Origin of the sequence: Chitinophaga polysaccharea (assembly GCF_007829335.1) — a bacterium.
GTDB lineage: Bacteria > Bacteroidota > Bacteroidia > Chitinophagales > Chitinophagaceae > Chitinophaga > Chitinophaga polysaccharea_B.
Genome location: NZ_VIWO01000007.1, coordinates 144,608 through 157,714 on the forward strand (window position 1 = coordinate 144,608; position 13,107 = coordinate 157,714).

Here is a 13,107-nt window from a genome sequence, read left to right on the forward strand (position 1 = left end):
TTTCCTATTTAGGGAAAGTCATCTTGTAATCCACCCTGATTTTGCCTTTGGAGATATCGTCCAGTTTACTTTTCAGCATTCTGCGTTTTAGCGGTTTCAGGTGATCAATAAATAATACCCCATCAATGTGGTCATATTCGTGGAGGATCACCCTGGCGGTAACACCTGTAAATGTTTTTACATGTGGTGTAAAGTTTTCATCTACATAGCTTAAGGTCACTGTTTCCGCACGGTTTACATCTTCGCGTACTTTGGGAATGCTCAGGCAACCTTCGTTGTAGGCCCATTCTTTTCCGCCGGTTTCTACTATATGTGCATTGATAAATACTTCCTTTACACCGTTGTCGCCGGGATAGTCGTTTTTTTCATCTTCTTCCAGGTTATTAATAATCTGTTCACTATCCACTACAAACAACCGTATTGCTTTATTTACCTGTGGTGCTGCAATGCCTACGCCATTGGAACCGTACATGGTAGACCACATATTTTCAATCAATTCCTTCAGACCAGGATAATCGGGCGTAATGTCTTCCGCTACTTTTCTTAATACCGGGTGCCCATATGCTACTATTGGCAAAATCATGTTCAAATTCTTGGTTTAATCCGCAAAGATAGGCAATTTCAGGCTTGTAGCTCCCCTGTTGCGGTTCATTATAGCAACTTTATCTTATATTTTATTTCTCAGGTATTCCTGGAGCATAATAGTAGCGCTGATTTCATCGACCAGGGCTTTGTCCCGGCGGTCTTTCTTCTTCAGTCCGCTGTCGATCATTGTCTGGAAGGCCATTTTTGACGTAAACCGCTCATCTACCCTGACGATGGGGATATCGGGGAAATTTTTCTTCATCACCCGGATACATTCTGCTACCAGCGCTGTGGCATCGGTAGCCGTTCCATCCAGGTTTTTTGGTTCTCCTATGACAATCGTTTCCACCGGTTCGGCGGCAAAATATTTCTTCAGGAAAGGAATCAGTTCATGGGTAGGGATGGTAGTTAATCCACTGGCAATCAGCTGCAGCGGATCTGTTACGGCCAGTCCGGTTCTCTTCTTCCCATAGTCAATGGCCATTAAACGAGGCATGTGAATATTTTTTGAGGTGAATATATTATCCCAGTAGCAGCATATCTGTAATGGCAAATACGGCAAATACCACGCTGGCAATACCATTGGTGGTCATAAACATCACATTGATACGGCTCAGGTCATTGGGCTTTACCAGCAAATGCTGGGATACCAGCATCACAATAAATACCGCGGCGCCGATCCAGAACAACCAGTGAAAATGCCCGGTGAGGCCAATTGTTATCACTAAGGCAGCGGCCACCACGTGCAGCAATTCCGAAAAGCGCAGGGCGCCGGAAAGTCCCAGCCAGGCCGGGATTGAATTCAGTTGCTGCGACTTATCAAAATCTTCGTCCTGCAGGGAGTAAATGATATCGAAGCCGGCCACCCAACACAGTACCAGGAAAGACACCAGCACCGGCAACAATGCAAACTCACCGGTTACCGCCAGGTAAGCGCCAATAGGCGCCAACGCCAGTCCTACGCCCAGCACCATATGGCAAAGCGCAGTAAAACGCTTGGTATAACTATATCCTAGCACCACCAGTAATGCCACCGGTGACAGGTAAAAACAAATCCGGTTGATAAACCAGGTAGTAACGATAAACAGTACCACATTGGCTATGATAAAAAACAAAGCGTTATTGGGAGATATGATACCGGCCGGTATTTCTCTTTTTGCAGTACGTGGATTAAGCTTGTCGATATCCACATCCAGCCAGCGGTTGAAGGCCATGGCCGCACTGCGGGCAAATACCATACACAATACCACCAGTCCGAAAGTAGCCCAGCTAAAACTGCCGCCCCCTTTGGTAGTAGCCATGAAGAAGCCGGTCAATGCAAAAGGCATGGCAAAAATGGTATGACTGAACTTTACCAGTGAAAGATATTTGTTAACCGTAGAAATCATACTGTGCTTAGGTTTTAGCTGCAGGTACTGTTTAATACCATTTGCTATTTATAAAAAATAGTTTATGTGCTCCCGTTATCCCTGGCGATTGAAGGCCGCCAATTTTACAAAGATATCCCAAACCACGATACCAGTGCTCACAGAAATATTCAAGGAATGTTTCATACCTAATTGGGGGATTTCGATACAGCCATCCACCACTTTCATCACTTCTGCGTCTACCCCGCTTACTTCGTTCCCGAAAACCAGTGCCAATGGCTGATCGGTGGGTGGCGTAAACTGATCCAGCATATGGCTGTTGACCGCCTGTTCTATTGCCATCACCTGGTAACCGGCGGCTTTCAGCTCCTGCACCGCTGCCATGGTAGTATCGAAGTACTGCCACTCTACCGTTTCGGTAGCGCCCAGGGCTGTTTTATTGATATCGCGGTGGGGAGGTACAGGGGTATACCCGCAAAGTATGATCCCCTGTACCAGGAAAGCATCAGCGGTACGGAATACGGAGCCTACATTGTGCATGCTGCGTATATTATCCAGCACCAGTACAATAGGCGTTTTATCGGCGGCCTTGAACTCTGCGACCGTTTTCCGGCCTAGTTCATCCATGCTTAATTTTCTCATCACCTGCAAAGATAATAGGATGGGATGAGTTTTATATATTTGCGCCATGGCAAAAAGTAAATCGGAAGAAACCCCGCTCATGCAACAACATAAGGCAATTAAGGATAAATACCCCGATGCCGTACTGTTGTTCCGTGTGGGCGACTTTTATGAAACATTTAATGAAGATGCGGTCATAGCCGCCCGGGTACTGGGCATTGTGTTAACCAAAAGGGCCAATGGTTCTGCATCCTACGTGGATCTGGCAGGATTCCCCCATCATTCGTTAGATACTTATCTGCATAAACTGGTAAAAGCCGGTCACCGGGTGGCGGTATGCGACCAGCTGGAAGACCCTAAAACCGTAAAAGGCATTGTAAAACGGGGCGTAACTGAAATGGTAACACCCGGAGTAGCCATCAACGATAAGCTGCTGGAAAATTCCAGCAACAACTTCCTGGCGGCCGTACATTTCGGCACCGATAGCACCGGCGTATCCTTCCTGGATATTTCTACCGGCGAATTTTTTGTAGCGGAGGGCAGTGAAGAATATGTAGATAAGCTCCTGCAAAGTTTCCGCCCGGCAGAAGTGCTTTTTGCCAAACAACAGCAGAAACACTTTAAAGCGACCTTCGGCAGCCGGTTCTATACTTATACTATGGATGAGTGGATATTTACCACCACTTATGCCGAAGAAATATTACTCAAACATTTCCAGACCCATTCCTTCAAGGGGTTTGGTGTAGATGGACTGGTGGCCGCACTCATTGCAGCCGGCGCTACGCTCCACTACCTGAAAGACACGGAGCATCCCAACCTGCAACACATTACCCGTATGCAGCGGATCAGCCAGGACGATTTCCTGTGGATGGACCGCTTCACCGTGCGTAACCTGGAGCTGCTCAACAGCAGTGTGGAAAACGGGCATACCCTGCTGAAAGTACTGGACAATACCGTTACCCCCATGGGCGCCCGCCTGCTCAAACGCTGGATGGTATTCCCACTGCGCGATATCAAAGCCATCAATGAGCGACTGGACACAGTAGCTTATCTCATAAAGGAAACCGATTTTTCCAAGGCCCTGGTACATCACCTGAAGCAAACCGGCGACCTGGAGAGATTAGTCTCTAAAATACCACTGAAAAAAATCAATCCGCGGGAAGTGATGCAGCTGGCCCGCTCCCTGCAACAGGTAGAAGCGGTACAAGCCATGCTGGCCGGCAGCAGTAGTGACTACCTCCTGCGGCTACACGAAAAGCTGGATCCCTGCAAGCCATTGCTCGAGCGTATTCTCAATGAAATCATGGAGAACCCGCCGGTGTTGGTCAACAAGGGCGGTGTAATCCAGGAGGGCGTGAATGCTGAACTGGATGAACTGCGCAATATTGCCAGCAAGGGCAAAGACTACCTGCTGCAAATACAACAGAAAGAATCGGAAGCTACGGGAATCCCTTCCCTGAAAATAGCCTTCAATAATGTGTTTGGCTATTACCTGGAAGTAACCAACACCCATAAAAATAAAGTGCCTGAGCGCTGGATGCGTAAACAAACGCTGGCCAATGCCGAACGCTATATCACACCAGAGCTGAAAGAATATGAAGAAAAGATTGTAGGCGCAGAAGAAAAGATCCTGGCGCTGGAAACCCGGTTGTTCGATGAGTTAGTACAAGCTTTGCAGTCGTTCATTTTGCCGGTACAGGAAGATGCCCAGGTATTTGCCCGGTTGGATTGCCTGTTGTGTTTTGCGCAGAATGCCGTTCAATATAAATACCGCCGTCCCAATATCAATGAAGGTTTCGATCTGTTGATCAAAGAAGGGCGGCACCCGGTTATTGAAAGGGGATTGCCTGCCGGCGAAACGTACGTATCCAACGATCTCACGCTGGACAAGGCATCGCAGCAGATCATTATTCTCACGGGACCGAACATGAGCGGTAAATCGGCCCTGCTACGGCAAACTGCACTGATTACCCTTATGGCGCATATGGGAAGCTTTGTTCCGGCCACCAGCGCAGATATTGGCTTAACCGACAAGATATTTACCCGCGTAGGCGCTTCGGATAACCTGAGTGGTGGTGAATCCACCTTCATGGTAGAAATGAATGAAACCGCCAGCATTATCAACAATATCACCGACCGCAGCCTGGTGATCCTCGATGAAATTGGTCGCGGTACCAGCACATACGACGGTATTTCCATTGCCTGGAGCATTGTGGAATACCTGCACGATATGACTGCCTGCTGCCCGAAAACATTGTTCGCCACGCACTATCATGAATTGAATGAGCTGGAAAATAAACATGCCCGGGTAAAGAACTTCCATATTACCAATATGGAATCGGGCAATAAAATCATTTTCCTGCGTAAGCTGGCGCCAGGTGGTAGTCGCCATAGCTTTGGTATTCACGTAGCCCGGATGGCAGGCATGCCGCCGGAACTGATTAACCGTGCCAACGAAGTGTTATCTCATCTCGAAGAAAAACATATTGAAGCACCGTTACAGAAGAATGTGAAGCATATCAGCACCCCTTCCCAGAAACTACAGCTGAACATCTTTGATGCACACAGCGATATCTTCCAGGAGATCCGGCAGAAACTGGATCATGTGGATATTAACCGGTTAACACCGGTAGAAGCGCTGCTGAAACTGAGTGAGATCAAGAATATGATTGGATAAACGATCTAACAGGCGATAAAAAAACATCCCGTTTCGGAAAATCCGAAACGGGATGTTTTTTTATTGTAACGATGATTTGAGACTTGATTAGCGTACGTCCCAGAAAATCTTGATGTCGGCTTTATCTTTAGCGGCCACTTTAGCGTAGTTGTCAGGATTGTATACCTGTTCTGTGGAAGGATACAACAGGCGCTGTGGAGGCGTGCTGGCTCCGGAGGTTGAAGCCAAAGCAAAAGTAAGCTTTGGATAACTGGTGCGTCTCAGTTCAGCCCAGGCTTCTCCGGACTGCAGGATGAAGCAGTTCATCCATTTCTGTGTCCAGATTTTCGCCAGTTTCTGTTGCTGTGTACCAGTATAGGCAATAGCCGGTTTGCCAAGAAACGCGCTGATAGCTGAATCTGTAGGAGAAGTCAACGGTTTCCAGCTTCCTGAACTGAGAACTGCCGTTTTATTGATGGTGTAGTAGAAAGCTATTGACTGCGTAATACCACTTTTATAACTGGCCTGTGGTGTGCCTAAGCCCCATCTTTCGCCTGCTTCTGCTTTCAGGAAACTTACTTCTGATGCAGTAAAGATCACGCCAGGAATATTATAGTTATAGAAGAAGGTAGCAGAGTCGTAAGTAGCATAACCACCGGCTTCATAATCAGAAGCTCCTCCGTTGGCAGGGAAGCCTGCCCATCCATGGATGGTACCTTTATCCCAGTATACATCTGTGCGTGGATCATTGTTAGCCAGCATCATGGTATCCAGCATAAAGGCTGGTGCATATGGGCTACCGGTGAGAGCATCTTTCACGTCACTTTTCAATGCATTAGGGCTCATAGGCACCAATACATTTTCATCGTTGGAAGCGATCAGCGGATATTTTGCCGGATTATTCAGCATATCCGAAACAGCCGCTTTCGACCTAGCTTCATTTACGAAAGATGTGCGCATTAACAGGCGCAAACGCAGGGAGTTCGCATAGCGTCTCCAGGCGTCCAGGCTTCCTGTTAATACAAAATCTGCTTTTGTCAGCGATGCCTGTATTTCAGGTTTCAACTGAGCAGCTGCGAAGTAGCTATTCAGGTTATCCAGGCCGGTGATCAATGTATCATAAATGGCGGTAGCATCTTGAAAGGCAGCCGGATTTACGTTGCGATCGGGCGTATTCAGTGATCCTGCCTGACCGAAAGGAATATCTCCCCAAAGGTCCACCATCTGGGCGGTTTGATCAAAGAGTAATACTTTTCCGCAGTTCATGAAAACCAGCTGATCTGCCTGTTGTGCAGGCGTGAGCGCAGCATAAGTGGTTTGCATTTCCCTGAAGTTGGCCATAATACCCGGGCCTACATAGTTCAGGTCATTGTCATCACTTTTAGCGCCGGCATAGAAATCTACCCAACGGTTTTCAGTATAAGACAAAGATGGAATATACATTTTTGACCCTGGCTGTAACGCAGTGGTTTGCGAATAAGCCGCGGTAGTTGGTAAAATAAAGGTAGCATAATCCCAGTAAGACGGGCGCATACGCTTATTGATAAACATACCGCTCAGCAACTTGCTCATTGAGCCCTTCTGGCTCAGCTCCGGGTTATTATAATCATCTGCAATCTGTTTCTTACAGGCGGTAAAAGTACCCGCAAATAAGGCGATGAGTGAGATATTTATTAAGAGACGTTTCATTATTATCTGTTAAGTTCGTTTACAAATAAATACCATTAAAAACGGGCACGGATGCTGGCGCCGAGACTTCTGGTAGGTCCGACAGTACCACCGTCAACACCTTGACTCAACCAGGAAGATCCAACTGCTACTTCCGGATCTAAACCTTTTGGTAAAGTTTTCCAGATATAGAACAGGTTCCTTCCGATTAATGAAAATTGCAGGTTTTGCAGGTGTAGTTTCTCCACCACGTTTTTAGGCATATTGTAGGAGAGTGTTACTTCGCGAAGTTTAACATAACTATTTTTGAATACAGCATTCTCATACAGACCGTTGGTTTCCCAGTCGTGCATATTAGACCAGTACTGACCAGCAGTGATTATTTTTTCGTTCTTCTTACCATCTTCGGTTACGCCCGGCAGAATCACGCCATCATGATATGCTCCGTTAGGATTAGCCACCAGTTTACCGGAAGCCCAGTCAACTGCATCGTAGGAAAGCCCCCCATGTGCGGCATCCCTGTACTGCAACGTGCTGTTAAACATACCGGCACCGATCTGGTAGTAGTAAGGAATAGAAACCAGGTTACCACCTAAGCGGTAATCCAGGGTAAAGTCCAGCGTAAAGTTTTTATAGCTTACGGAGTTGGAGAAACCACCTACTACCTTAGGCATAATATTTCCTGCATACTCATATGCACCTGTATTAGCGGTATAAATACCATCGCCATTTACGATTTTGTTACCATTGGCATCTTTATTAGCCGGGTGAACATAGATATTACCTAATGGATCACCCACATTGGAGCGGATCAACAGGTAACCTCCATCGTATGCAGGCATGGTTAAAGTAGTCTGGCCATCTTTCAGCGCAGTCAGTTTGTTTCTGTTGACAGCAAAGTTGAAACGGGTAGTCCAGCGGAAATCCCTGGTGGTAATAGGCGTAGCATTGATGGCTGCTTCGTAACCATAGTTGCTCAGGTCACCGGCATTCACCAGCTGAGAAGTAGCGCCGGAAGAAGCAGGTGTGCTCAGTGTCAGGATCTGGTTACTGATTTTGTTATTATAGTAACTGAAATCTACACCGATTTTGTTTTTGAACAAACGTGTTTCAAAGCCAAACTCCATTTCTCTCTTTTTCTCAGAAGTCAACAGTTCATTACCGAAACCAGATGGATTAGATTGCTGGTAAGGAATGTTGTTTTTGCTGATGGTAACGGTATATGGATTGTACGCAATATTGGACTGATACAGGTTCGGGTGGTTACCCACTAAACCATAAGATGCCCTGATTTTCGCGTAATCAATAAATGCGGGCAGCTTTGCTACTTCAGAAAGCAGGAAGCCAGCATTCACGGAAGGATAAAAATATTTGTTATTAGCTACCGGCAAAGTAGAAGTTGACTCATAACGGCCGGTTCCTTCGAGGAACAGGAAGCCCTTGTAGCTGAGGTTCAACATACCGAAAGCAGCCACGTCGATCTGTTCAGCGCGTGCAGAGGTGGCGTAGAGTGGGCTGGCTGAGTTGTTCAGGCTAAACCAGTTTTCATCTACCAAACCATCTTTGGTTTGTGTATATTGATTTTTGTAAGTCTGTTTACGACCAGTAACACCACCTGTTACAGAGAGATCAAAATCTTTGGTGATTTTAGGACTGTACACCAAAATCGCATCGCCGTAGAACACATTGTTGTTGCGGGTAGTTACATCGTATTGACCGGTATAACCTACTGCAGCTGGTTGTGTATTGTGCTGCTCGTCGGAGGTAGCTACGTTTGTAAAATCTCCCCCTACTCTACCTCTGAAGCGCAGGTTATCGAGGATGCCTACATTCAATGTAGCGCTATTGATGAAACGGTTTTGTCTTTCATCGTAAGCGTTACGCAGGTTATTCCACAGATAATCCATCAGGTTGGTAGCTCTGAAACGATAGGTCATTTTCTGGTCCTGGTCGTATGAGTTGTTAGTGGCGGTTACGTATCTATAGCCGTTGGTGGTCTGATATTTATTGAAGAACGTACTCATATCATCAAAACGGCTAAAGAATCCGTCAAATGAACCGAATATGTTGCTCATTACGTTGGCACGGTTATGAACGAAGTTATTATTATAAGTAGAAACGAGGTCTACACTTATTTTCTCGCTCAGTTTTAATGTTCCGTTGAAGTTGAAGTTATTCTTATAGAGATTACTTCCTGGCATGATGCTCTTATAATCTACGCGGTTATAAGAAAAGCGGAAACTTCCTTTATCGCTGGCATTGGAAATAGCAACGTTAGCAGCAGAGTTGTAACCGGTTTGGAAGAAGTCTTTATAGTTGTTTTTCTGCGCTTCATACTTACGGATAGATCCATCCCAGTATTTCACATCGCGACCATCGAACTTAGGACCAAACTGGTTGTAAGCTCTGTAGTACGGGTGCATAGAGCCATCGGCATCTTTTACCCAGCCGGACGCATCTGCGATTCCGTTTACGATGTTGGTTTGCGGGTCATAACCCGGGCCATATTCATTCTGATAGTCTGGTTGGGAGGCCAGTTTCTCCTGGTTATAAGTGTAGTTAACATCTACATTTAAGCCACGGCCTTTCACACCTTTCTTGGTAGTAATTACTACCACACCGTTAGTGGCTTCCGAACCATATAGGGCAGAAGCACTGGCGCCTTTCAGGATAGTCAGTGTTTCAATATCTTCCGGGTTGATATCGAGTGCACCGTTACCTTCAATTCTGCCGTTGCTTGTACCGAAGCTTCCGGAAGTCAGATCATTGAAATTTCTCAACGGTACGCCATCTACCACATATAATGGTTGTGTGCTCAGGCCGATGGAGGAAACACCTCTCACCTGCACGGAAACGGCGCTGGCAGCACCACCTGGAGCAGATACGATTTTCACACCGGCAGCTTTACCGTATAAGGCTGAAGCAAAGTTGGTGCTCCCGCTTTCTGTTATCTCTTTTGAACTTACTGTACTTACAGAATACCCCAGTGCCTTCGCTTCTCTCTTAATACCCATGGCGGTTACTACCACCTCATTCAGATTCTTATTATCTTCTTTTAGTACAATGTTCAATGGCGACTGTCCATCGGCAGCCACCTCCTGGTTGATAAATCCTATATAGGAAAAAACGAGGGTAGCACCAGGTGCTACCTGAATGGTAAATTTTCCATCCGGGCCGGTAGTAGCGCCGTTGGATGCGTTTTTCTCTTTAACGGTTACTCCTGGTAAAAACGTTCCTTTTACGTCTTTAACAGTACCCGTAACAGCTTTCTTACCCTGCGCCCATGCAGTAATACAGCAGCATAAGAAAAGCAACGTGGTGAGAAGAAGTGATCTTCGCATAGCTTCCTTTGGTTTAGTGAATTATAACAAGTGAATCAGACACATAAGCAAAAAGGCATGGGAATCCCACTACCAAGGCCCCTGCATTGCACAGGAGTCCTAATGGTTAATTGAAGTTTCCGTCCCTAAAAAATTGCATGGAATTACTCCATTGGCATTAAGCGTAATTCTGACAGTTGGCCTGTAGTAAAACGTTTTAGCATGTTTCCGTAAAAAAAACCTGTCTACCGCTCTCACATCTCCATTTCACTACAAGTTGTTTATAAAAATCAAAATAATCGATTTCAAACTTAGGTATAATTATGAGAAGTGCAAAAAAGATTTAACAATTTTTTTATTTCTCGTTAACCGCTCGTTAAGATTGCGAAAATAATATTCCTTGAAATTAAAATAGCATTACTAAAGAAAAGGTGTAAAGCTTACGCTTTCTGCATTTTCAGCGCATCCTGGAGGATAATTATTATTAGTCTTGCATAAAAAAACGTCCTGTGTTGTATGTAACGCAGGACGTTTTTTAAAGTAATATATCGCTTAGGTTATGTTAATCAGGTGCGGGAAGAAGACGCACGCACCACCAGTTCCGGCGCCAGTACTACCTGCCTGGAAGGCGATCCCGGGTGGTTTAATTCATTCATCAGCACTTCCACAATATTTTTCCCGATGCTGGCAATAGGTTGTGATACACAAGTAATAGAAGGACTGTGCAGGCGGAAAAGATCATGATCATCAAAGCCAACAAGGCCAATTTCCTTGCCTATCTCCCACCCCAGGGAACGGATGCTTTCTATACCAGCAATACCGAGATAGTTGGTGGCAAAGAAAACCGCGTCGAGGTCTTTTACGGTGGTGAGGAATTTCTTTATCTCTGTATTGAAGCTCTCCCTGTCGAGATCAAAAGCGAGGCGCTTCACCAGCGATTTATTAAAAGGTATTTTATGTTCTTTCAGTGCAGCCACAAAACCATCCAGGCGGTCTTTCATCTGGGTTTGTTCGGAGGCGATGGTAACGATAGCAATCTTTTTATATCCCTGTGCAATCAGGTGTGTAGTAGCATCGTAAGCGCCTTTATAATTGTTGAGCACTACATAGCTGCTGTTGATATGCGGGAAGTAGCGATCCATTAACACCAGCGGTTTGGAGGCGCTCTGCAGCAATTCTATTTCTTTATCAAGGTTTTTGGTGGGCGTGATAATGTAGCCATCTACCTGCCGGTACTTCAATACTTCCAACAGGCCTTTTGCTTTCTCCGTGTTATCTTCTGTGCTGCCGTAAAGTACTTTGTAGCCATATTTATCTGCTTCATCTTCCACCACTTTGGCGAGTGAAGCAAAGAAGTTGTTGGCAATGTCTTCTACAATGAGACCAATGGTTTTTGTTTTACCGGTACGTAATCCGCGGGCCAGCTGATTGGGCTTATACTTTAGCCGGGCGGCAATTTTCTGGATTTTCTTACTTACCTGTTCGCTGATTCTTTTTTCTTTCGCCTTGCCATTGAGCACAAAAGATACCGTTGTAGGAGATACACCGGCCTGTTTCGCAATATCTTTAATAGAGATCCCTTTCATAGAAAAAACGCTACATCGATTTAGCCCTGCGTAATTTACAAAATGAAGTTGGAAATTACGTTGTTGTATTAATTATTCCAAGCTACATTGAAAAACTTATTCCTTTTGGCTTGTCAGCCTTTCATCACATAAAAAGGTTATTTTGGCCAAAATGATGTTTTTTTAACCAATTTTTAATAACTTGGCAACATTCATAGGACGATCTGTATACGACACACCTGCCAGCATAGGGGTTCCCCAGGGGGGCATAATGGCTATGGTAATAAAGTATAGGACTGTCACAGTAATATAGTAGCTTAAATTAATACATGAATGAAACCCATCCTTATTAAAGTTGGGGCTTTTGCCGATAACCAGATCACCATCATAGAGAGGAGTGATCCATATTTTAATACACCGTTTCACTTCCACCCGGAATGTGAGTTAGTATATGTTACGGAGAGCCACGGGAAGCGAATTGTGGGAGATAGCATTGAAAGCTTCGAGGAAGGCGACATGGTGTTTCTTGGACCACATATCCCACATGTATGGTATAATGAAGAAGAATACTATAAGGGCGATGATTTAAAAGCGCGGTCGGTGGTCATCTATTTTCCCAAGGATATTTTCGGGGAGAAATTTTATGGATTACCGGAAACGAAAGCGCTCAGTGAGTTATTCCACCGGGCACAACGGGGCATGAAAATCACTGGCGCTACCCATGAACTGCTGAAACCCGAGATATTGGCCCTTCCGCGGAAAGAGGGATTGGACCGCATCATTTCACTGCTCAACATCCTGAAAACATTATCTGAAACACGCGATTGCTATTACCTGGCCAGCACGGGTTACTCCCATGCCTACAATGTAAAAGACAATCATAAGATCGATGAAGTGTTCAAATACGTAATGAATAACTTCTCCAAAGAAATCTCCCTGCAGGATGTAGCCAGCATCACCAACCTGTCGCCACAGTCATTCTGCCGCTTCTTTAAGAACCGCACCAAGAAATCATTTGTCCAGTTTTTAAATGAAGTGCGCATTGGCCATGCCTGCAAGCGCTTAACAGAAGAAGACTGGTCCATCGCCGAAATCGCCTATTCCTGCGGGTTTAAAAACCTCTCCAACTTCAACCGCTTCTTCAAAGAGATCGTGGGCAAAACGCCTAAAGAGTATAAGAATGAACTCCGTCTGAAGGAAGCATGATAAAAATATAATTATTTTAGTATTTGGTTATTTAGTTATTTTAAAAAGTAGACTGTCAAATTTCAGAATATCAAAATTTTCTTCTTACATTCATTTCAGTAATTATCAACCAAAACGCT

General features: G+C 45.2%; 9 protein-coding genes. 2 read left to right on the forward strand and 7 right to left on the reverse strand.

Annotation, left to right across the window (positions count from 1 at the left end; all coding sequences use genetic code 11):
• Nucleotides 1-4: 4 nt before the first annotated feature.
• The 4 genes from def to FHW36_RS22130 form a co-directional block, all read right to left on the reverse strand.
• Nucleotides 5-583, reverse strand: a complete 579-nt coding sequence (def, locus tag FHW36_RS22115; RefSeq protein WP_145672091.1) for a peptide deformylase — start codon at nucleotides 581-583, stop codon at nucleotides 5-7.
• 84 nt (nucleotides 584-667) lie between these two features.
• Complete coding sequence (gene ruvX / locus FHW36_RS22120; RefSeq protein WP_145672093.1) at nucleotides 668-1,081, reverse strand: Holliday junction resolvase RuvX; 414 nt, start codon at nucleotides 1,079-1,081, stop codon at nucleotides 668-670.
• A gap of 25 nt (nucleotides 1,082-1,106) precedes the next feature.
• Nucleotides 1,107-1,973, reverse strand: coding sequence for a UbiA-like polyprenyltransferase (locus tag FHW36_RS22125; RefSeq protein ID WP_145672095.1), 867 nt, complete (start codon nucleotides 1,971-1,973; stop codon nucleotides 1,107-1,109).
• 75 nt (nucleotides 1,974-2,048) lie between these two features.
• Complete coding sequence (locus FHW36_RS22130) at nucleotides 2,049-2,594, reverse strand: RNA methyltransferase (protein WP_145672098.1); 546 nt, start codon at nucleotides 2,592-2,594, stop codon at nucleotides 2,049-2,051.
• A 46-nt stretch (nucleotides 2,595-2,640) separates the two neighbouring features.
• On the opposite strand from FHW36_RS22130, the gene mutS reads away from it, so the two are divergent.
• Entirely contained in the window at nucleotides 2,641-5,250 is a 2,610-nt protein-coding gene (gene mutS / locus FHW36_RS22135) for a DNA mismatch repair protein MutS (protein ID WP_145672100.1), read from the forward strand.
• Between the two features lie 87 nt (nucleotides 5,251-5,337).
• Here mutS and FHW36_RS22140 read toward each other — a convergent pair whose 3' ends face one another.
• The 3 genes from FHW36_RS22140 to FHW36_RS22150 form a co-directional block, all read right to left on the reverse strand.
• Complete coding sequence (locus tag FHW36_RS22140) at nucleotides 5,338-6,918, reverse strand: SusD/RagB family nutrient-binding outer membrane lipoprotein (protein ID WP_145672102.1); 1,581 nt, start codon at nucleotides 6,916-6,918, stop codon at nucleotides 5,338-5,340.
• Nucleotides 6,919-6,953: 35 nt separating this feature from the next.
• Nucleotides 6,954-10,238, reverse strand: a complete 3,285-nt coding sequence (locus FHW36_RS22145; RefSeq protein WP_145672104.1) for a SusC/RagA family TonB-linked outer membrane protein — start codon at nucleotides 10,236-10,238, stop codon at nucleotides 6,954-6,956.
• Nucleotides 10,239-10,783: 545 nt separating this feature from the next.
• The gene (locus FHW36_RS22150; RefSeq protein ID WP_145672106.1) at nucleotides 10,784-11,803 is read right to left on the reverse strand and encodes a LacI family DNA-binding transcriptional regulator; all 1,020 of its coding nucleotides are present in this window, start codon (nucleotides 11,801-11,803) and stop codon (nucleotides 10,784-10,786) included.
• Between the two features lie 312 nt (nucleotides 11,804-12,115).
• Between FHW36_RS22150 and FHW36_RS22155 the strand changes: the two genes are divergently transcribed.
• The gene (locus FHW36_RS22155; RefSeq protein WP_145672108.1) at nucleotides 12,116-12,988 is read left to right on the forward strand and encodes an AraC family transcriptional regulator; all 873 of its coding nucleotides are present in this window, start codon (nucleotides 12,116-12,118) and stop codon (nucleotides 12,986-12,988) included.
• Nucleotides 12,989-13,107 lie beyond the last annotated feature (119 nt).